The following is a 19,290-nucleotide window of genomic DNA, read 5'->3' as shown; positions in this document are numbered from 1 at the left end:
CTCCATCATGAAAGGTCACCTCCACGCATCCTTTATCCGGATCCAGATCGTCACGCTGAATCACCTGCTTCCAGGTGTTATTCACCATATCCGGGTGGCGGAACAGCCCCACCACGGCCACGAACTGAGCGTCTTCTTCCATTGGCATATTGAGGTTTGCATCACCGCCGGGTTTCACCACCACGTCACGACTGGACAGCAGGTCGGCTTTCAGCACGGTGTCACCGTCTTTGAGCAACTGCTGAAGACCGTTTTGTCAAAAGTCTTGCGGTCTTTGAGCTGGTAGACACGGACCACAACGGATTCGGATAACGAGTTGCTTTCACGCGCATCGGTGTTCAGCGCTTCACGGGCAGTAAAATCCAGATGCAGCACCTTTATCTTCTTGTGAAAAATGGCGGTATAGGCTGATTTAGTGCCAACGGAGATGCCCTGCATGACGCCACAACCGGTCAGGCTTAATGCCAGCAGGCAGCATGCAGATTTAATCAAACTTGTACGTAACACGTCGGTTTCCTTGTTGTGGTGTGGCGGGCTCCAGCCCCGTGTAATAACCCAGCTCTGTAGTAAAGGTCTGCGGAATATCCTCTGCCAGCTCTCCTTCTTCCGCACCCAACACGCCGTTCATCCCGAGCCAGAACGGACCCTCACCCAGCGGCGGAACGGCCAGCAGGCGGGTACTGGTGGTCAGGGTGATTTTTGCCTTAAAGCGCCAGCCCAGATAAACGCGCAGCATCACCAGAAAATCCTGGTACAGCAGGCCGTCCGGCTTCCAGCCCTGCGATTCCTTCTCATCATCAGTGGCCAGCGTAATCAGCAGTTGGCTGTTGGCGTCCATTGCCTCATCGCCGAGCGGGGTGTTGCCGTCCAGCAGAAAATCCTCATCACCGTAAAAGCCCAGCGGCTGGCTGATTTCCACCGGGCGCAGGCAGTACGGGCTGACCTGTACCCGGGTATGCGGTGCCAGCAGGCTGACCAGTGCCTGCATACCCTGCTGAGTTTTTCCGGGCTGCTGCAGCACACCGAGCAGCGCCAGAAATCGCGAGACGGGTGTGGCTATATTTTTAGCCGTCCCGGGAATGCCGAGCCCCACCAGGCCCAGCAGCGACTGAGATATGCTGAGCGAACTCATCAGATGCCTGCCAGAGGTTATTTTACAGAGTCAGTTAATACTTTTTGGCGTGAAACAGATGGATGTTCGCCACCGGGAGCGGTGGTAGATTCCCGTTCCCACTCTTCAGGCCATTTATCTGCTTTACGTTGACGCCAGCTGTCAGGGCGACCTTTATTGACTGCCTCATCAGGCACCGGCTCGCCTTTCATGTACAGGCACAAATAGCTCCAGATTTGCTGTAATTCGGCAGGATTGCCGTCAGCTAGCTGGAAACGATGAGTGACGTTATAGGTTCCGGGTTCACACACTGAGCCCCAGAGCTGATGCCCCGAACGATAGCGGTCACTGCAATAACGGATTTCACCATGAACATCAGCCCAGTTATAGTGGGTGATAATGACCGGCCATTTAAACCAGGGGATACGGTCTTTTTTGTAGTTATATACGTAGATTTTACGGCGACCGCATTCATGCTCATGATATGAGTCAGTTCAACAGTCTGAGGTACTGGTTTGGCCAGGCCTGCAAGCTTTGTCGGGGAACCGTTACGCGCCAGCACTTCACGGCCCCCACTCCCAATGGCTGCTAACTCAACCAGCCAATCTGAACCGGGCTGGCTATAATCGGGAAGAGTCGCCAGAACGGACACCATCTCGATTCCCGATATCGTGGAATTAGCTAAATGCCCCATTCAGCGACATCACCAAACTTGCGGTTGTTTGCCTGAATACGTCGCTGTTAAGGAAATGCCCCATCTCATCGCTATTGAGCAGCGTTTTAAAATTGGCGTAAGTCATCGTCCCGTCATAGACCGATGGCCGTGGACGAGTCTGGTCTTCGTGCTCCGCCGGCTTTGCCAGCCTCCGTTTAATCTTTCCCATCATCTTATCCCTGCGTTGCGTTAATCGTCTTCCGGTGCCGTACTGGATTCGCGCTCCACATCCGCCGGCCACTGAACAGTTTTAAACGGTGTCCAGTCCCGTGGCTTGTCGGTATACATCGGTGCGGTTGGTACCGATTTTTTCTCCATGTAATGCCGACAGAAGCTCCATAATCCTCCCGCTTCGTCTGTCCCGCCTACCGTCCAGGTCAGAATAAAGCGGTCCACTACATCCAGAGTGCCCGGTTTGCAGACTGAACAATAAATACGGTGCCCCCAGTCGGCATGCGCCCGCCTCATCACCCATTCACCGTGAATATCTTTCCAGTCGAACACCTTAATTACCGGGTGCCAACGTCTCCACGGCAGGAAGCTTTTTTTGAATTCGTAGACATAAACTTTTTGCCGTTTGCGGTTAAAACGGACAGGGGCTCCACGAGGTTCGAAAAGAATCATTTTTAGAAGGTATGTAAAAAGTGACAATGAAAAGAAAGTACAAGAGCCAAAGACAAGCCATCCTGATATAGATGAAATAATGCCTGGCAGGGTGAGAAAAAAGACGCTTATCATTAGCGGTAGGATAGATAAAAATATCATTGGCCACATCCCCCCCCAGCCAAAATTAACATACCGCGGGATCTCCACCCACACATCATTCAGCTCATTCACCCGGATAAGCTTTGGCGGAAAACCGCAGTCCTCCGCACACTCGGGTAAATCCCCACTCCACTCTCGCACTGGAGGGTTTAGCCGTGGACGAATCTGGTCTTCATGCTCTACCGGCTTTGCCAGCCTCCGTTTAATCTTTCCCATCATCTCATCCCTGCGTTGCGTTAATTGTCATGCTCAGTTTGTTTTCGGGGTCCTTAATGTCCGGCCAGTAGGATGCGGTCAATGTCACCTCCGGCGTCCTGCTGGCAGGTACCCAGACACTAACCATCAGACTCAGACTCCAGGGGCCTTTCTCCTGACCATCTTCGCCAATTACACCATCCCGCTGCCATATGTATTTGTCATACCCTTCCGGCCCACTGCGCTGATCATGGTCCGCTGTCTCTGGCGCATTATCGGATTTAGCGAATAGTGTCTTCCCACCCCCGGTAAGCTGTACCGACCAGCCTCCGCTGCCGTCCACCCAGCCCGGCATACTGACCCGGAAGTCCACTCGTCGGTAGTCCACGCCCTTCACCGTCGGGTTGCCGGTAAGGATATCATGATTCGCTGTCCGACAGGCTTCACTCAGTGATTCAACTTTCCCGCCTTCCGGCATTTCATGCGCATTGAACAAGCGTAAAAAACCTTCCGGCGTAACCTGATACCCCAACCAGTCCTTCTTATCCAACAACACATACACATAGAAGATGACCACTACGGCACAGGAAAGCTTCATCCGCGTTGTAGGTAACATCTTTGACGAAAGCGTAGAGGCCCTGCTGGAGTCACATATTTTAAGAAAGTGGCTAAAACAGGTCCGCTACCGACTGCTCTCTCTGGCCAAGTTGCTCTGGCATCGCTTCTTTTAACGTATGCCCGACAACCTGCCATGCATTCGATCTGTTTCGCCGATCGAATACAGATATTACATAGCTTTTGACTATCAATTTTATATCAATGATCGATTTAGGCGATAGATTTAAACGATCGGTCTCGGCTTATTGATCTTTATTAACGATTATCCCTCCTCATTGCATCCCGATACGATCCCCCTCTGGGGAGGTTGTTCAATCCCAAAACTTTCAAATTTATTATTAAAGGAATATTTTTCTATGTTGAAACCTTATCCGTTTCTCAGGCAAGACACCTACGCCTGGTGTTTGTCCATCGGCCTTCCAGTACTCTGGGTACCTTTCGCCATTTTATTTCCTAAAGAGATTGCTCTTGGCTTGTATAACCAGTCGGGCATCGACATTATTGGCCCGTTTCAGGGCGGCGGTGGAGGCTGCTGCTACAGCGTGCCCGCCCGCTGGACGCCGGGTATGACGGTACGTATTGACTGGGAAAGTGGAGAAGCATCGACAGATGGTTTCCCTGGATATGAAAAATGGGACAAGTATTTGGAATGGGAAAAAAAAATCAAAGCCAGTCATCGGCAGCACAGCAAAACCGTCCCGGTTCCTGACTATAACGGCCAGGATGTCTGCGGCATCACGGTGCACTTTTTGCCCTGTGATGACGTGAAGGTGACGACCAGTTGCTGGTCACCGAGAAATGCCAACTACCCGATAAAAGAGCCCATCAGGATGAAGGAGCCCAAAGTATGTCCGAGATAAAGGAAACCGATTTAGCCTGGGTGCCGCCGCCGTTCCTCCTTTAGTCCCGCCTCTGTAAGGAAAGTCAGATGAAACATGCATTATTAAGCCCGCTGCTGGCGGGCCTGCTGCTGTTAACCGGTTGCTCACAGCCTGTTGCCCAGGCCGGAGGCGGTGGCGGAACCATTGACGCCATCAACCACACCAAATGGGCAATTAACCACTTCAGCGTGGATAACCAGTCGGGCATCGACATTATTGGTCCGTTTCAGGGGGGCGGTGGCGGCTGCTGCTACAGCGTGCCCGCCCGCTGGACGCCGGGTATGACGGTGCGAGTTGACTGGGAAACCGGGGTGGGTTCATCAGTTGGTTTCCCAGGATATGAAGATGAGAAGAAGTTTTTAGAGTGGGCAAGGAATATTAAAGCTCAGAACCGTCAGCACAGCAAAACCGTCCCGGTTCCCGACTATAACGGCCAGGATGTCTGCGGCATCACGGTGCACTTTTTGCCCTGCGATGATGTGAAGGTGACGACCAGTTGCTACACCTACGGCAGTCCGTCCTACCCGATAAAAGAGCCCATCAGGATGAAGGAGCCAAAAGTATGTCCGAGATAATGGAAACCGATTTAGCCTGGGTGCCGCCACCGTTTCCCCTTTAGTCCCGCCTCTGTAAGGAAAGTCAGATGAAATATTCATTCTTAAGTTCGCTGCTGGCGGGCCTGCTGCTGTTAACCGGTTGCTCACAGCCTGCTGCTCAGGCCGGAGGTGGTGGCGGTGGAACCATTAAAGCCATCAACCACACCAAATGGGCAATTAACCACTTCAGCGTGGATAACCAGTCGGGCATCGACATTATTGGCCCGTTCCAGGGAGGCGGTGGAGGCTGCTGCTACAGCGTGCCCGCCCGGTGGACGCCGGGTATGACGGTACGTATTGACTGGGAAACCGGGCAGGGTTCATCAGTTGGTTTCCCCGGATTTGCTGATGAGAATAAGTATCTTGCCTGGAAAAAAGGCATAGATGCCCAAAAACGGCAGCACAGCAAAACCGTCCCGGTTCCCGACTATAACGGCCAGGATGTCTGCGGCATCACGGTGCATTTTTTGCCCTGTGATAACGTGAAGGTGACGACCAGCTGCTGGTCGCCGAGAAATGCCAACTACCCGATAAAAGAGCCCATCAGGATGAAGGAGCCAAAAGTATGTCCGAAATAACGGAAACTGAGTTTGGATTGTTGAACCCGTACACTGGATTAGTATTAAAGATTTCCCGTATATCAGGAAAGTCCAGCTACTGTCGGGAGACAATGGCAACTCTTCCGGTAAGCAGAAGGTAAGAACTCTTTACACTGATTTTCTGACATCGACTGAATAAAACCCGTAAAAGAGGTTTAACCGTGAAAGAGACGCTGACGAATCGCGAATTATACCTGGCTTTATCAGATATTTTTGTTGATCACGATGTGGATTATGAATACATAGCTTCCATAAGCTACTAGTTTCCTCCTGGCAGAGTGAAGAACTGTTTTTTTGAATGGGCAGCCCCTGTCTGCCACACTAATCAGCTTACTCCTGTACATTATGTCTGGTGTAGGTTTGATAAGGATGAGCTATGGGCGAATTTATGTGAATATCGGCGTAAAAAACTCACTGACCGACTCAGGCATAAAATCACCGTTATCTGTTTAAAGATGATCTATAAAGAAGAATGGAACATACTGGAGTATGAATGCTGAAGAGATTACCAGACAGTAATCATCCTCCCTGATGAATACGATAGATGAACAATGGCATATCAACCCCCTATTTCTGTGCGGGCACATTAATTTGCAAATACCATTGTCTTAAAATTTTTTCAGGCGCGTGTAATCTACACCGATTCAGTTAACCTACCATTTCGGCCCCTTGCAATAACTCATGACTTTTTCTTTCGGATAGGTTAACTTATATTTCTTTTGAACAAGATAGTAATCAGAAAGTAATTTTTTCAATTTTGTATTTTCTAATTCCGTGCGCCCCCTTTTTTTACAAAACGTCTCGTGCTCTGTATGGGTGCATAATCCAGTCACACAGAGTGTTCCTGTAATGACATGGCCTTGATCATTATTTTCAAGAGCCTGTAGCAACGGTGCAGGCTGCATCTTCCCGTTCTCAGACCATGTCCACAGGGGGACAACATATGAATGAAGATATATTTTAGCTATATCCTCTAGCCGCTGATACTTTTCTTCTGGAAGTTCTTTGTTTACGCACAAATACTCAGCGAGATCATAGGTATCATTGATGACTTTTGATGAATAGAGACGCGATTCTTTCAGGATGGTCTTTTGTTTATTTCGGGATATTTGATTATTATTTCCGTCAACAATAACGAGCGCGCTAAAATCGGTGTCTTTCCCGAATTCCATCCCGAACGGGCAGAACGTATGTTCGCTAAATGAGTAACATCCAGACAGCATTATGATAGTAATGATCAAACCCGTGAATTTCGCAGGCCTTTTATATTTATAAAAATGCATTATATTTCCTTATTTACAGAGTAGTCATCCATCATACTACTTTAATTCTCCGTACTTTTTATCATGGTTAAGATACAGATGCAATATTCTCACATCTGTATTTGTAGAAACATAGTAATTTATTAAGGTCACACCTATAACGGGGCTTTGTTGAATAAATCGAACTTTTACTGAGTTGAAGGATCAGATCACGCATCCTCAAGCAACACAGGCAGACCCACCGAAAAATCAGGTCAGCGGCAGCGGACGGGGCTGATGACACCCGGTTATGTCACGATGAACTGCGCCGTAAGAAAATCAGCGCTCTCATCCCTCCCCGAAAGGGAGCAGGTTACTGGCCGGGTGAGTACGCAGACCGTAACCGAGCGGTTGCTAATCAGCGGCTGAGCGGGAGCAATGCGCGGTGGAAATGGACAACGGAGTATAACCGTCGCTCGATAGCGGAAACGGCGATGTACAGGGTAAAACCGTTGTTCGGTGGTTCACTGACGCTGCGTGATGACGATAGTCAGGTTGCGGAGGCTATGGCCATGGTGCGTGCGCTGAACAAAATGACGAAGGCTGGTATGCCTGAAAGTGTGCGTATCGCCTGACTGGCACCAACCTGCTACGGGGAGGCTTATTCCAAATAGGATTTATTCAACAAAGCCGCGGGAAAGCAAGGAGAAGGTGCTCACGGTAGGCAAGTAACCAATGGGTTAACTCAGGCCGAACATGTTCGGCCACTGCAAATTCAGCAACCATACTGGCGCTGGGGATCAGGATATACAGTGTTATCAATATGATGCGTGACCTATTCCCACTACCTAGCACAACCTCTCAGGTTAAGGGTATAATCCAAAGCATTATTTAATCGGTTTCGGAAACGAACATGGCAAAGCTAACATTACAAGAGCAGCTGCTTAAAGCTGGATTGGTCAACAGTAAAAAACTGGCGAAAGTGGAAAGAACGGCCAAAAAATCGCGGGTTCAGGCTCGTGAGGCAAGAGAGGCCGTGGAAGAAAACAAAAAGGCACAGATTGAACGTGATAAACAGTTGAATGAGCAGCAAAAGCAGGCGGCCTTAGCTAAAGAATATAAAGCCCAGGTAAAGCAGCTCATTGAAATGAACCGGATCGTTATTTCAAATGGCGATATTGGTTATAACTTCACAGATAACAATTTAATTAAAAAAATATATGTGGATAAGACGACTCAATCTCAATTGATTAGTGGCCGCCTTGCCATTGCTCGTCTGATTACCGATAAGAACCCTGATGGCGAATACGCGATTATACCCGCGATCGTGGCCGATAAAATTGCGCAGCGTGATGCAAGTAGTATTGTATTAAATGCCGAGCTGAGTAAAGAAGCTAAAGATGAAGAAGATCCGTATGCCGATTTTGTCGTGCCTGACGATCTGATGTGGTAACTGGAATTTCAAATAGTTACCCAGCCACGGCTTGAGGATTTCAGGTGGTTGCTCTCCGCCATAAACGGTGAGGCTTGCCACTTCTCAGGCCGTTATTGAATGCGGCCAAATCCTGCTGCCGGCTGCTGGCGTTTAGCGCGGGAATACCACAATTCAAATCCGCTTTACCCTGCTGCTTTGCCAGAAGTTCATCGCTGCACACCCACACCTGCTAGCTACCAAAATGGCCCGGTTTGACTTCTTGCGCATTGAGCGCCAGCCCGCTTGATAGCGCTGAAAAAACGCTGTTCTTCTGATGGCAGAATTTCACGTCAAACTAAATAGCGGCACCTGACGGTTCAGTTTATCATTGGCATAGCGCTAAATAATTGCATGCTATCAAACACAAAACCGTTTAAATAATAGCCAGGAAAATAAAATGATAAGTGGTGATGAATATCACAGAATGATAATTACATTGCCTATCCAGCATTAAAAGCTAAAAACAGACTGAGTTATAAATTATAGTCTATTCAAATAGATAGTAAACTTGGAATAAAAAAACTCATTATAAGGACTTTTAATGAATAAGCTTAATTTAATGACTCTCTCAATCTGCGCGGGTTTAAGCCTGTTGAGTTACTCTTCGCTATCCGCTGCACAAGATAGACTTGACAATCAAAAAGAGCTAAAAATTATCAGCTACAATGCTTATTGGGGAATGAAGTCCGATAAGTCAGAAGGGAAACAGAAATTTATTGAATGGGCGAAACAGCAGAATGCCGATATTATCACCTGGCAGGAAATGAACCATTTTACCCGGGACTCATTAGAAAAATTTGCTGCAGGCTATGGGCATAAATATGCGGTGTTGCTCAAAGAGTCGAACGATCCAACTAATGACGAATTCTTCCCAACCGCCATCACCTCCAAATATCCAATCGTCAACGTCCATAAGCAGGTGGATAACCTGTGGCACGGCGCGCTATTTGCCGATGTGGGTAACTATCACTTTGTCGTCACCCATATGAACCCGTTCTGGACCTCGAAGCGCATCGATGAGATGGAGCTGATCCTCGATTCCATCAGGTACAGCAACGATCCGAACGGTAAGTGGATTATTGCTGGCGATCTCAACTCCTTCTCCCCGCTGGATAAGAGTGGCTATAACGAAAGTGTGATGGCCAAGGATCTGGCTGAAAAAGAGAAAGCCAGGCCGATCCTGCACAATCTGGTCAATGGCAAAATGGACTACACCGTTCAGCAAAATATTCTGGATCGCGGTTATATTGACGTGCTGAAGCATAAATACCCGTCGACCTTTGTCGCCACTGCACCGACCAAAATCTTCTACGATCAGGCAAAAACCCCACTGCGCTATGATTATATTTATGTCTCCCCAGCGATGAAAAACGATCTGGTTGACGTAAAAGTGCTTAAGGATGATTTCACCGATCAGTATTCCGATCATTATCCGGTCGAGATGATTATAAAAAATAATTAAGCCAACCTATTAAAAAACCCGGAACTGGGCTGCGCCTGATTTGGCAGGGCTGTCCAGTTCAGGGGCCTTAGTTCTTTCAGGCCGTCTTGGCCTGCTTTTTATCGATGGAACGGTAATGATTGAGACGTTCGAAGAAGCTATCGCTCTGTTCACGTGACATATTACCCGCTACGCCGTTTGCATCAACTTCACTGCCCTGAAACTCTGAGAATGCCACCGTAGAATGCAGGTTTGCCCATCGACCACGTTTGTTCCATGTTCAAATCATACAAAATTCAAACAACCTGGCGATTTATTGCTCTCATCACCAACAAAATCTGGCTGCCGTTGCGATGATCCGACCAGCCTCACTGCAACAACGGCAAACTGTCGTTCTCTAGCCCTGAGCAAAACTCTATTTTATGCTCACGTACGATGGTACAGCGCACAAAAAACAGGCGGCTAACGCCAGAAATAAAAGAGCGAACCTGGTTGCTGCGTACCACCAGCAGATATTCATCTGCCCGGCATTCGGCTTTTCGTTGCTGCACATAGGACAACATGTCCTGATTCAGACCGGGGCTAGGGACACCTGACTGCGTGGATGTCGACATAAACACCTTGCAACTCCCCGCCTTGCCAAGAAACACCTCCTGTCTGGCAAGCGAATTGGTGGCGTACATCGTAGCTGCGATCCCCAGTACAAAGACCAAACCAGCAAGCGTAGCGATCAGCCCCCAACCAAGACGTTTTTTGTTGGCAGGAGTGGCAACCTCTGCGCTTGTCGGCAGATCTGGCTCATCGCCCACCTCGGCTGCTACGACAACATCATCGTCAGTCTCGGCCACGGCTTCCGCTTCCAGCTCGCTCTCTACTGGCAAATAAGCCTCATCACCCGCCGTCTGTACAGGGACCAGCGGGGTAAAATGCTCATCGTCTTCCTGGCTGATTTCAACCTGGATCTCGCGGCGCAACATAAACCCTATCTTCGGCACGGTGACAATCACCTCATCATCGATCCCCATCACCTTAAGCACCCGACGCAGCTTGCTCACGCATTGATTAAGGTTGTTATTGCTGGAGATCATGCCGTAGTCGTCCCACACCTTTTTGAAAATCACCTCCCGCTCCACGGGTTTGCCATAGTTGGCGATCAGTAATAGCAAAAGACGTTTGGCAGGATTGGAAATAGGAGTCGGCTCGTCGGAAAAGTCGCTTGGCCCCAACGTTCCGCTATCATCATCAAACAGCACACGATCGTTAAATCTGTATTTCATGTTAATCCGGATTTTCATTGGGCTTGTAGAATAATTCTGGCATCAATTCCCAATAAAACCTCAGTCACCGTCCAAAAAAGATATGTCGCAACAAAATTCCGCTTGGCAACCTACATAACGATTACCCCGCGCTTTAAGGATGCCAATCACTGGCATTGTTGTCGTCAACCGGTCACAATGCGGCTCACTTCCCCCTGAAGCAGGAAACATGATGCCTTGCCACTATCCCGCCCATTACGCCTTCGACAGCGAAAGCGATGCCTGGCAAATTACCCTACGCGATTTCCCCGAGCAGCAGGCCGCCTGCTACAAACGTGAGGACATCGAACTGGAGGCGCAGGAAAGCCTGCTGACGGCTATCGCCATTGAAATGGAAGAAGGTCGTCCGGTACCCGTAGCCTCCGCGTTGCAGGCCAATGACATCGCTCTGCATTTGCCGGTGCTGGTGAAATTAAAGCTGGAACTGCATAACCATATGTTGCACAGCAACACCTCAAAAGCACTGCTGGCCCGCCAGATGGGTCTTAATGGCGCTCAGATCGATCGATTGCTGGATGTGGCCTATGCCTCGAAGGTCGAAGCCCTTGAGCAAGCCCTGTTCCTGTTGGGCTATGAAGTGCATACCTCGGTAGTGGCGATCCGCCCGTCGTCAGAATAAATAGTTTGCCCAGAGAGTAAATTTTTACCGTTTTGCGCCGATAGGTTATTAACCAACTACCGATTGCAAAAGTGAAGGCTAAAAATGGAACTCAATCGCCGTCATGTCTGGGCCGCTATCCTGCTTTCTTGTCTGGTCTTCTGGGCTATCCTGATTGCCAGCGTCAGCGCTGTGGCCTGATGCCTTGCTCCTCCTAACAGGGGAAACCGCCTTGAAAACACACCCTGGCAGGGTAAAAAATCGGCAATAAATGTGATCAAAAACACAGTATTGAAATGGGTAGGATTTTGGGAGTACATTAGCGCCGATCCTGTTGTGATCCCTGATTAACCTCAAGGAACTTGAATCGCAACGACGGGTAAATCGTAGCTCAGGACGTTGTTCTTTCTGATTGAAGAACCCGCCACCCGCCGCTGATTTACCACAAAATACTCAGACAACAATCGGGATCGTTGGCTTGCGAGGGCTCCACTAAGGAGTTATTACGTGAAATACTTTTTGATGGGCGTTTCATTCATGCTGGTTGCATGGGTAGGCACCTTCATGCTGATGGTTGCCTAACCGCAGCCTCACCAGGTACATAGATAAAGGGGCGTAGAAACGCCCCTTTGTTGTTTCTGCACCACGAACTATTTGCCGGGCATCATCCGGCGCAAGGTGTCGTCACCCCGCAGATAGTGATGATAAAGCGCGGCCAAGGCATGAGCGCCGATGATGAAATACCCCGTGTTTGCCAAGGTTTCGTGCACCATTTTCAGCGTGCGGCGTATGCCCGCATCGGGTGTGACCCACTGCGGCACCTGCCAGCCCAGCAGCATCCACTGTTTGCCACCATAGGCCAACGTCAAGAAGCCCAAGATCGGCAACGATAAAAACAGCAGATACAGCACCGAATGGAGAATTTTCGCCCCTAGTGCCTGCAATCCCGGCAAGGCCGGAGTGATCGGCGGCGTAGGATGCCGGTGGCGTAGCCCAAGGCGAATAAACATCAGCACAAACACCGACAGGCCAAAGTTAAAGTGCAGATCCTTCACCAGCGCCACGCTGTCATCCGGCACCGAGTCCTTCAGCAGCATGGCACTGTAAGTCAGGATCACCATCACCAGCGTCAGCCAGTGCAGCAGAATTTGTGATTTTGCAAAGCGTACGCTCATAGAGACTCCCACTAAATACGGTATTAGCTGAGCATAGCGGATAACAACTGAAGACAACCTTAAGCCGAAGAAAAATCAGGATTGTGAGCACTTAACACGCCCCCTCACCCTAGCCCTCTCCCACAGGGAGAGGGAACCGAGCGAGTTTGCCATAGGTACAGAAACCTACTTGACCACCGCACTGAATCAGCCCCTCCTCGAGGAAACAGACCGCTCATAGCTCTGGCATCTTGGATAAGGGGACGAGCGAGTTGGCTAAGATTACCTCCTTACTTCCAAAAAGCAGGGACTAACAGCTCCCTCTCCCCGTGGGAGAGGGTTGGGGTGAGGGGCAACAACGATTGCCGAGTCTCAGGCAAAAACGCGATGTTATTTGGTCGCTGGCTTGAGTAACCCATCGGCACGGAACATCGCCTTAATACCGCGCACCGCCTGGCGGATACGATCCTGGTTTTCAATCAAGGCAAAACGCACATGGGTATCGCCGTAATCGCCAAAGCCGATCCCCGGCGATACGCACACTTTAGCCTCCGCCAACAGACGCTTGGCAAACTCCAGCGACCCCAGGTGCGCATAAGGCTCGGGAATTTTCGCCCACACATACATCGAGGCTTTCGGATTCTCTACCATCCAACCTGCTTCGTGCAGCCCTTTCACCAGCACGTTACGGCGCTGGCGATACTGCTCGGCAATGTCCAACACACATTGCTGATCGCCTTCCAATGCGGCAATTGCGGCCACCTGAAGCGGGGTAAAGGTGCCGTAGTCGTGGTAGCTTTTAATTCGCGCCAATGCGCTAACCAGCTCAGGGTTACCCACCATAAAGCCAATACGCCAGCCGGCCATATTGTAGCTTTTTGACAGGGTGAAAAATTCTACCGCAATGTCTTTGGCCCCCGGCACCTGCATGATCGAAGGCGCTTTCCAGCCGTCATAGACGATATCGGCATAGGCAAGATCGTGGATCACCAGCACATCGTACTGCTTCGCCAGCGCCACTACCCGCTCAAAGAAATCCAACTCCACACACTGCGCCGTCGGGTTGGACGGGAAACCCAGGATCATCATTTTCGGCCGAGGGATGGTTTCACGAATGGCGCGCTCCAGCTCACCAAAGAAATCCACGCCGTCCACCAGCGGCACGGAACGCACCTGCGCACCGGCGATCACCGCGCCATAAATATGGATCGGGTAACTTGGGTTGGGAACCAGCACCGTATCCCCATGATCGAGCGTTGCCAACATCAGGTGCGCCAGGCCCTCTTTCGAGCCAATGGTCACAATGGCTTCGCTCTCGGGATCGATATCAACCTGATAGCGTTCCTGATACCAGTGCGAAATAGCACGCCGTAGGCGCGGAATACCGCGTGAGGTTGAGTAGCCATGCGTATCGTCACGCTGGGCTACGGTACAGAGTTTCTCTACGATATGCGGCGGCGTAGGGCCGTCCGGGTTACCCATGCTGAAATCGATAATATCTTCCCCGCGACGGCGCGCGGCCATCTTCAGTTCAGAGGTGATATTAAATACATAAGGGGGCAGGCGTTCGATGCGCGTGAAACGGCGCGGGTTGTGATCAGACATAGTTACCTCGAAGAGACGTTAGCGCCCGGACCATCCGAGCGACGCTGGCCACAGAGTGGCCGAACATCGAACATAACTCAGCCTTGTCAGGCTGTCGAGCCCCTCACATAACAATTTTTTTACCGGTTGGCAGCCGCAAATTCCGTCGCCAGCAGCCCCAACCGCCAGTCATTACACCACCGCCCCGCCAGGCGGAAATTGTCACGCAGAGTCCCTTCCAGCTGGAAACCGCAGCTCTGCAACAGACCCCGTGAGGCTACATTCCCCTCTGTCACCGTGGCATACATTTTGTGAAACCCGCAGGCATTGAAGGCAAAGTCCAGGATCACGGGCAGGGACTCTTTGCCATAACCTTTTCCTTGCCCTTCCGGCAAACTGCCAAAGCCCACTTCGGCCTGCTGGCAAGGGGACCACTCTGGGCGAAACCCGGTCATTCCCACCGCTTGACCGCTGCTTTTTTCTCTCATCACCAGACACAACCAGCGATCGCAATACTTATCCCATGCGGGCAAGCGTGCTTCGAAACGTTCGCGGATCTCATGTTCCGGCAATGGATCGGCAATGTAACGGATCACCTGGGGATCCTGGAACAGACGCAGGAATAACGGCCAGTCATCCGCCGTTAGCGATGTCAGCAGCAGGCGAGGTGTTTCCAATTTCATCAGGGAAATCTCCGAAAAACGAAAAAGAGGAAGTTACGAATGAAATATATCCCTTTATTTTCCTCTATTAAATCCAGATAATCATTAACGAGGTTACAACAAAAAAGCAACTTTATAACGCTACCCTACCCACACCATCCTCGCCCACCGGCGGGCCAAGGAGAACACCATGGCTTCATTACTCATCAATGATATTCCTGCCGCAATAAAAAGCGTCAAGCAGCAGTTACGCCAGGCTCTACCCAACTATCGCGAAGTCTTCCTGGAGCTGGAAGACAATATTCGCCAACAGGTGGAGCAAATCCGCCAGGAACTGGCCAACGGCCAGGACCCGGTGCCGCTGGTGGATGCCGAAGATATTCTGCAACAACGCGTTACTGAACAACAAATCGCCCTGATTAAACAGCGCGGCGTGTGCGCTATTCGGGGCGTATTCCCACGCCGCAAAGCCGAGGCATGGAACCAGGAGATCGGCGATTATCTCGAACGTAATAACTTCGTCGAGCGACTAAAAAATGCCGCCGAAGATAACTACTTCGGCAAACTGGCCGCCAGTAAGCCACAGATCTACGGCATTTACTGGTCGAAACCTCAGGTCGAAGCCCGTCAGGACCAGCGCATGCATGCGGTACAGGTGTTCCTCAACAGCCTGTGGGCAACCGAAAGCAACGGCAAACAGCACTTTGACCCAACGCGTGTTGCTACCTATGCCGACCGTACCCGTCGCCGCCCACCAAACTCCTCTTCGTTGGGCCTTTCCCCGCATGTGGATAGCGGCACCATCGAACGCTGGCTGGATGAGAATTTCCGCTATGTCTATCGCCACGTGTTCTCCGGCCACTGGCAGCAATACGACCCCTTTGCCGCCGATGGCCGCACCGAAGTGCGCGAAATCGCCTCACCGGCGGTTTGTTCCATGTTCCGCACCTTCCAGGGCTGGACAGCACTGACGCCGCAACGTACTCATGCCGGTACGCTGAACGTGGTACCAATCGCCAACGCCATGGCTTATGTCCTGCTGCGTGCCCTGCAAGACGATGTGGCGGATGACGATCTGTGCGGAGCCGCCCCGGGCCGGGCGCTATCTATCTCGGAACAATGGCATCCCCTTTTATTAAGTGGGTTATCCCCTATTCCCGATCTGGAGCCGGGAGATACGGTATTCTGGCACTGTGACGTGATCCATTCGGTAGAAAACGAGCATAACGGCGAGTTTGACAGCAACGTGATGTACATTGCCGCCGCGCCGGGTTGCGAGAAGAACGATGCCTATCTGCAGCGGCAGTTGCCAAGCTTCCTGTCAGGCAAAAGCCCGGTGGATTTTGCTGCGGATGATTTCGAGGTGGATTTCATTGGCCGCGCCACCGTTGAGCTGCTGTCGCCGCTTGGCAAGGAGCAGTTGGGGATCAAATAATCCTGATGACCGCGGTGTGCTCCGGCCACCGCGGCTATTGCCGTGCTGTGATATACTGTGTTCTCCCGTTTGTCGCAGTGAGCCTCCGTTGTGCACCCTGTTTTTGAAATGTTGTTAGCGGTCTTCGATCGTGCCGCCCTGATGTTGATCTGCCTGTTTTTCCTCACCCGCACCCGGCTGTTTCGCCAGCTGTTGCAAAAGGAAGACCATACTGCGCTGGAACTGGCCGCAGTCACGGCCATCTTCTCTCTGTTCGCCCTGTTCAGTACCTATTCTGGCATCAACGTCGAAGGCTCTCTGGTTAACGTACGTGTGATCGCCATCATGGCCGGGGGGATCCTGTTTGGCCCCTGGGTCGGCATCATTACCGGCATTATCGCCGGATTGCACCGCTATCTGATCGATATCGACGGTATCACCTCGGTTCCCTGTCTGATCACCAGTATTATTGCCGGGATCGGTGCCGGTTATATCAACCTGAAGGTGAAGAAAGGCCAGCGCTGGCGTGCAGGGATCCTGGGGGGGATGTTGTGCGAAACACTCACCATGCTGCTGATCGTTGCCTGGGCCAAACCCACCGAACTCGGGCTGGATATCGTGTCTAAAATTGCCCTGCCGATGATCCTCGGCACGGTGTGTATCGGCCTGATCGTGCTGCTGGTGCAAAGCGTCGAAGACGAAAAAGAAGTGATTGCGGCGCGGCAGGCCAAGCTGGCGCTGGATATCGCCCGCAAAACGCTGCCCTATTTCCGTAATATCAATAGCGAATCGCTGACCACCATTTGCGAAATTATCCGCCACGATATCAACGCTGATGCGGTCGCCATCACCGATACCCAACATGTGCTGGCCTACGTTGGCGTGGGAGCAGAGCATTACCCACTCGGGCGCGCAGGGCTGAGCAGCGTTACGCTGGAAAGCATCCGGCAGGGCAAAATCATCATCAAAAACAACCTCGAGAATCAGACCGCACCGCAGATCCATTCCCAACTGGTGATCCCTCTATGGGAAAAGGGCGAAGTGACCGGGGCGCTGAAGATTTACTACTGCCATGCCCATCAGATCACCAATACGCTGAAGGTGATGGCGGTTGGCCTGTCGCAGATTATCTCCACCCAGATGGAAGTCTCGCGCATCGAACACCTGCGCCAAATGGCGGATAAGGCCGAAATGCGCGCGCTACAAAGCAAAATCAACCCGCATTTCCTGTTTAATGCGCTGAACGCCATCTCGTCGTCGATCCGGCTGAATCAGGATACCGCCCGCCAGTTGATCATCAACCTGTCGCGTTACCTGCGCTATAACCTGGAGCTGAATGACGAACTGATCGATATCCGTAAGGAACTGCATCAGATCCAGGACTATATCGCCATCGAGCAGGCGCGCTTCGGCAGTAAGCTGACGGTGATTTATGACATCGACGACGATATTGCCGTGCGCATCCCCAGCCTGCTGATCCAGCCGTTGGTGGAAAATGCCATCGTGCACGGCATTCAGCCCTGTAAAGGGAAAGGCGTGGTGGTGATCGCGGTGAAAGATCGGGGCGATCGCGTGAGGATTTCAGTGAAAGATACTGGCAACGGCATCGATCCGCTAGTGATCGAACGCGTAGCGCGCAATGAAATGCCTGGCCACAATATCGGCCTGCTTAACGTACACCACCGGGTTTCCCTGCTGTACGGCGAAGGATTACGCATCCGTCGGCTGGAGCCGGGAACGGAAATCGCCTTCTACGTCACCAAAAACGGCAATAAACTGCATAGCGAAAACAGCCCACAACCTGCCGGGGAACAGTTATGAAAGCCATCCTTGTGGAAGATGAGTTTCTCGCCCAGCAAGAGCTGACTTATCTGATTAATAAACACAGTAATATCACCCTTGAAGCCACCTTCGAAGACGGCTTGGACGTGCTGAAATACCTGCAAACCCATCAGGTAGACGCCATTTTCCTCGATATCAATATTCCGTCGTTAGACGGCGTATTGTTGGCGCAGAACATCAGCAAGTTTGCGCATCGTCCGTCGATCGTGTTTATCACCGCCTATAAAGAGCATGCGGTGGAGGCGTTTGAGATCGAGGCGTTCGACTACATCCTCAAGCCATATCATGAAGCACGTATCATCACCATGCTGCAAAAGCTGGAGGCATTGCATAACCGACCGGCGCAGACGCCGGAGCCTAGTACACCGGCAAATCGCACCAGCCACAGCATTAACCTGATCAAAGACGAGCGCATCATCGTCACGGATATCAACGACATCTACTACGCCGCCGCCGATGAGAAGGTCACACGGGTATATACCCGGCGCGAAGAGTTTGTGATGCCGATGAATATCACCGAGTTTTACCAGCGGCTACCGGAAGAGTTTTTCTTCCGCTGCCACCGTTCGTATTGCGTCAATCTGGCCAAGATCCGGGAAATCGTTCCGTGGTTCAACAACACCTATATTCTGCGGCTGAGCGATCTGGATTTTGAAGTCCCGGTCAGCCGCAGCAAGGTCAAGGCGTTTCGCCAGTTGATGCGTCTGTAATTACCAACGCGGGCCTCGGGGGCCGTGACCTCGCTGATAATAACCCGGAGGAGGCGGCATCCGATGATATCGCGGCCCATCACGCCATTCACGCGGCGGTGGCCCGTAGTAGATCACCCGTGGCGGCGGGCCATAGTGTTCACGTGGGCCATAATATTCGCGCGGGCGGTGTTGGTACCACCAACGCGGCTCACGCCAGCGATAACCATCCCAATAATGGCCACGGTCATCACGATCGCCAATATGCACCGACATTCCAGGCACGTTGATGCCGACAGAAATATCCGCATGGCTCACCGCAGGCAGTGACAGCGGCAGCAACGCAGCCAATAACAACAGCACTTTTTTCATTGGGTAACTCCCAGAGAACAGAA

20 protein-coding genes and 5 pseudogenes are annotated in these 19,290 nt (G+C 51.3%); 12 read left to right on the top strand and 13 right to left on the bottom strand.

The window, feature by feature from the left end:
• Window positions 1-31: 31 nt before the first annotated feature.
• The 6 genes and pseudogenes from tssJ to ABIE29_RS18900 form a co-directional block, all read right to left on the bottom strand.
• Window positions 32-507: pseudogene (gene tssJ / locus ABIE29_RS18925) on the bottom strand (type VI secretion system lipoprotein TssJ); the annotation flags it as partial.
• Window positions 485-1,117 (bottom strand): annotated as a pseudogene (locus tag ABIE29_RS18920) (type VI secretion system baseplate subunit TssG); the annotation flags it as partial. The pseudogenes tssJ and ABIE29_RS18920, both read right to left, overlap by 23 nt.
• Before the next feature lie 32 nt (window positions 1,118-1,149).
• Window positions 1,150-1,575, bottom strand: a pseudogene (locus tag ABIE29_RS18915) (DUF6708 domain-containing protein); the annotation flags it as partial.
• A gap of 213 nt (window positions 1,576-1,788) precedes the next feature.
• Window positions 1,789-1,998 carry a hypothetical protein gene (locus ABIE29_RS18910; protein ID WP_429620260.1) on the bottom strand — a complete coding sequence of 70 codons (210 nt, stop codon included), beginning with the start codon at window positions 1,996-1,998 and terminating at the stop codon, window positions 1,789-1,791.
• 17 nt (window positions 1,999-2,015) lie between these two features.
• Window positions 2,016-2,810: a DUF6708 domain-containing protein gene (locus tag ABIE29_RS18905; RefSeq protein ID WP_429620258.1), complete on the bottom strand. Its 795-nt coding sequence runs from the start codon at window positions 2,808-2,810 to the stop codon at window positions 2,016-2,018.
• 1 nt (window position 2,811) lies between these two features.
• On the bottom strand, window positions 2,812-3,402 hold the full coding sequence (locus ABIE29_RS18900) for a hypothetical protein (RefSeq protein ID WP_429620256.1): 591 nt from the start codon (window positions 3,400-3,402) through the stop codon (window positions 2,812-2,814).
• A gap of 484 nt (window positions 3,403-3,886) precedes the next feature.
• On the opposite strand from ABIE29_RS18900, the pseudogene ABIE29_RS18895 reads away from it, so the two are divergent.
• From ABIE29_RS18895 to ABIE29_RS18880, 4 genes and pseudogenes are all read left to right on the top strand, one after another.
• Window positions 3,887-4,264: pseudogene (locus ABIE29_RS18895) on the top strand (DUF3304 domain-containing protein); the annotation flags it as partial.
• A gap of 68 nt (window positions 4,265-4,332) precedes the next feature.
• Window positions 4,333-4,860, top strand: a complete 528-nt coding sequence (locus tag ABIE29_RS18890; RefSeq protein WP_429620254.1) for a DUF3304 domain-containing protein — start codon at window positions 4,333-4,335, stop codon at window positions 4,858-4,860.
• A 68-nt stretch (window positions 4,861-4,928) separates the two neighbouring features.
• Entirely contained in the window at window positions 4,929-5,459 is a 531-nt protein-coding gene (gene tli1 / locus ABIE29_RS18885) for a T6SS immunity phospholipase A1-binding lipoprotein Tli1-KP (RefSeq protein WP_429620252.1), read from the top strand.
• A 299-nt stretch (window positions 5,460-5,758) separates the two neighbouring features.
• A complete protein-coding gene (locus ABIE29_RS18880) occupies window positions 5,759-5,980 on the top strand; it encodes a DUF7079 family protein (protein ID WP_429620250.1) in 222 nt (73 codons plus the stop codon).
• A 153-nt stretch (window positions 5,981-6,133) separates the two neighbouring features.
• On the opposite strand, the gene ABIE29_RS18875 is transcribed toward ABIE29_RS18880, so the two are convergent.
• Complete coding sequence (locus ABIE29_RS18875; protein ID WP_429620248.1) at window positions 6,134-6,763, bottom strand: hypothetical protein; 630 nt, start codon at window positions 6,761-6,763, stop codon at window positions 6,134-6,136.
• Window positions 6,764-6,972: 209 nt separating this feature from the next.
• Between ABIE29_RS18875 and ABIE29_RS18870 the strand changes: the two are divergent.
• The 3 genes and pseudogenes from ABIE29_RS18870 to ABIE29_RS18860 all read left to right on the top strand — a co-directional run.
• A pseudogene (locus ABIE29_RS18870) lies at window positions 6,973-7,356 on the top strand (transposase); the annotation flags it as partial.
• A gap of 278 nt (window positions 7,357-7,634) precedes the next feature.
• Complete coding sequence (locus ABIE29_RS18865; RefSeq protein WP_202672939.1) at window positions 7,635-8,174, top strand: DUF2058 domain-containing protein; 540 nt, start codon at window positions 7,635-7,637, stop codon at window positions 8,172-8,174.
• A 562-nt stretch (window positions 8,175-8,736) separates the two neighbouring features.
• Window positions 8,737-9,657 (top strand): endonuclease/exonuclease/phosphatase family protein, encoded by a 921-nt coding sequence (locus ABIE29_RS18860; RefSeq protein WP_429620246.1) that lies wholly within the window; start codon window positions 8,737-8,739, stop codon window positions 9,655-9,657.
• 76 nt (window positions 9,658-9,733) lie between these two features.
• Here ABIE29_RS18860 and ABIE29_RS18855 read toward each other — a convergent pair whose 3' ends face one another.
• Entirely contained in the window at window positions 9,734-9,874 is a 141-nt protein-coding gene (locus ABIE29_RS18855) for a hypothetical protein (RefSeq protein WP_429620244.1), read from the bottom strand.
• Window positions 9,875-10,004: 130 nt separating this feature from the next.
• Window positions 10,005-10,913: a winged helix-turn-helix domain-containing protein gene (locus ABIE29_RS18850; protein ID WP_429620242.1), complete on the bottom strand. Its 909-nt coding sequence runs from the start codon at window positions 10,911-10,913 to the stop codon at window positions 10,005-10,007.
• Between the two features lie 211 nt (window positions 10,914-11,124).
• Between ABIE29_RS18850 and ABIE29_RS18845 the strand changes: the two genes are divergently transcribed.
• Complete coding sequence (locus tag ABIE29_RS18845) at window positions 11,125-11,571, top strand: hypothetical protein (RefSeq protein WP_429620428.1); 447 nt, start codon at window positions 11,125-11,127, stop codon at window positions 11,569-11,571.
• Between the two features lie 486 nt (window positions 11,572-12,057).
• On the top strand, window positions 12,058-12,132 hold the full coding sequence (ypdK, locus tag ABIE29_RS18840) for a membrane protein YpdK (protein ID WP_099782600.1): 75 nt from the start codon (window positions 12,058-12,060) through the stop codon (window positions 12,130-12,132).
• Between the two features lie 68 nt (window positions 12,133-12,200).
• On the opposite strand, the gene ABIE29_RS18835 is transcribed toward ypdK, so the two are convergent.
• The 3 genes from ABIE29_RS18835 to ABIE29_RS18825 all read right to left on the bottom strand — a co-directional run bounded on the left by ABIE29_RS18835 (window position 12,201) and on the right by ABIE29_RS18825 (window position 14,971).
• Window positions 12,201-12,725: a cytochrome b gene (locus ABIE29_RS18835; protein WP_429620240.1), complete on the bottom strand. Its 525-nt coding sequence runs from the start codon at window positions 12,723-12,725 to the stop codon at window positions 12,201-12,203.
• A 369-nt stretch (window positions 12,726-13,094) separates the two neighbouring features.
• On the bottom strand, window positions 13,095-14,309 hold the full coding sequence (alaC, locus tag ABIE29_RS18830) for an alanine transaminase (protein WP_429620238.1): 1,215 nt from the start codon (window positions 14,307-14,309) through the stop codon (window positions 13,095-13,097).
• Window positions 14,310-14,428: 119 nt separating this feature from the next.
• The gene (locus ABIE29_RS18825) at window positions 14,429-14,971 is read right to left on the bottom strand and encodes a GNAT family N-acetyltransferase (protein WP_429620236.1); all 543 of its coding nucleotides are present in this window, start codon (window positions 14,969-14,971) and stop codon (window positions 14,429-14,431) included.
• Window positions 14,972-15,140: 169 nt separating this feature from the next.
• Between ABIE29_RS18825 and ABIE29_RS18820 the strand changes: the two genes are divergently transcribed.
• From ABIE29_RS18820 to ABIE29_RS18810, 3 genes are all read left to right on the top strand, one after another.
• On the top strand, window positions 15,141-16,385 hold the full coding sequence (locus ABIE29_RS18820) for a DUF1479 domain-containing protein (RefSeq protein WP_429620234.1): 1,245 nt from the start codon (window positions 15,141-15,143) through the stop codon (window positions 16,383-16,385).
• Between the two features lie 108 nt (window positions 16,386-16,493).
• On the top strand, window positions 16,494-18,185 hold the full coding sequence (locus ABIE29_RS18815) for a LytS/YhcK type 5TM receptor domain-containing protein (protein WP_429620425.1): 1,692 nt from the start codon (window positions 16,494-16,496) through the stop codon (window positions 18,183-18,185).
• Window positions 18,182-18,916, top strand: coding sequence for a LytR/AlgR family response regulator transcription factor (locus ABIE29_RS18810; RefSeq protein WP_429620232.1), 735 nt, complete (start codon window positions 18,182-18,184; stop codon window positions 18,914-18,916). Before ABIE29_RS18815 ends, ABIE29_RS18810 begins: the two co-directional genes overlap by 4 nt.
• Here the strand turns inward: ABIE29_RS18810 and ABIE29_RS18805 are convergent, their stop codons facing one another.
• Complete coding sequence (locus tag ABIE29_RS18805; protein ID WP_429620230.1) at window positions 18,917-19,267, bottom strand: DUF2502 domain-containing protein; 351 nt, start codon at window positions 19,265-19,267, stop codon at window positions 18,917-18,919.
• Window positions 19,268-19,290: the final 23 nt, after the last annotated feature.

The organism is Serratia sp. 2723 (assembly GCF_050434425.1).
GTDB lineage: Bacteria > Pseudomonadota > Gammaproteobacteria > Enterobacterales > Enterobacteriaceae > Chania.
This window is presented reverse-complemented; position numbering and strand designations above follow the sequence as displayed.

Bases quoted from the DNA above. Each gene is read 5' to 3' on its own strand.
- ABIE29_RS18810 (WP_429620232.1), top strand. From the start codon at position 18,182: ATGAAAGCCATCCTTGTGGAAGATGAGTTTCTCGCCCAGCAAGAGCTG.
- ABIE29_RS18835 (WP_429620240.1), bottom strand. From the start codon at position 12,725: ATGAGCGTACGCTTTGCAAAATCACAAATTCTGCTGCACTGGCTGACG.
- ABIE29_RS18815 (WP_429620425.1), top strand. From the start codon at position 16,494: ATGTTGTTAGCGGTCTTCGATCGTGCCGCCCTGATGTTGATCTGCCTG.
- ABIE29_RS18905 (WP_429620258.1), bottom strand. From the start codon at position 2,810: ATGATGGGAAAGATTAAACGGAGGCTGGCAAAGCCGGTAGAGCATGAA.
- ABIE29_RS18910 (WP_429620260.1), bottom strand. From the start codon at position 1,998: ATGATGGGAAAGATTAAACGGAGGCTGGCAAAGCCGGCGGAGCACGAA.
- ABIE29_RS18850 (WP_429620242.1), bottom strand. From the start codon at position 10,913: ATGAAATACAGATTTAACGATCGTGTGCTGTTTGATGATGATAGCGGA.
- ABIE29_RS18890 (WP_429620254.1), top strand. From the start codon at position 4,333: ATGAAACATGCATTATTAAGCCCGCTGCTGGCGGGCCTGCTGCTGTTA.
- alaC (WP_429620238.1), bottom strand. From the start codon at position 14,309: ATGTCTGATCACAACCCGCGCCGTTTCACGCGCATCGAACGCCTGCCC.
- ABIE29_RS18805 (WP_429620230.1), bottom strand. From the start codon at position 19,267: ATGAAAAAAGTGCTGTTGTTATTGGCTGCGTTGCTGCCGCTGTCACTG.
- ABIE29_RS18845 (WP_429620428.1), top strand. From the start codon at position 11,125: ATGCCTTGCCACTATCCCGCCCATTACGCCTTCGACAGCGAAAGCGAT.
- ABIE29_RS18820 (WP_429620234.1), top strand. From the start codon at position 15,141: ATGGCTTCATTACTCATCAATGATATTCCTGCCGCAATAAAAAGCGTC.
- ABIE29_RS18875 (WP_429620248.1), bottom strand. From the start codon at position 6,763: ATGCATTTTTATAAATATAAAAGGCCTGCGAAATTCACGGGTTTGATC.
- ABIE29_RS18900 (WP_429620256.1), bottom strand. From the start codon at position 3,402: ATGTTACCTACAACGCGGATGAAGCTTTCCTGTGCCGTAGTGGTCATC.
- ABIE29_RS18865 (WP_202672939.1), top strand. From the start codon at position 7,635: ATGGCAAAGCTAACATTACAAGAGCAGCTGCTTAAAGCTGGATTGGTC.
- ABIE29_RS18860 (WP_429620246.1), top strand. From the start codon at position 8,737: ATGAATAAGCTTAATTTAATGACTCTCTCAATCTGCGCGGGTTTAAGC.
- tli1 (WP_429620252.1), top strand. From the start codon at position 4,929: ATGAAATATTCATTCTTAAGTTCGCTGCTGGCGGGCCTGCTGCTGTTA.
- ABIE29_RS18825 (WP_429620236.1), bottom strand. From the start codon at position 14,971: ATGAAATTGGAAACACCTCGCCTGCTGCTGACATCGCTAACGGCGGAT.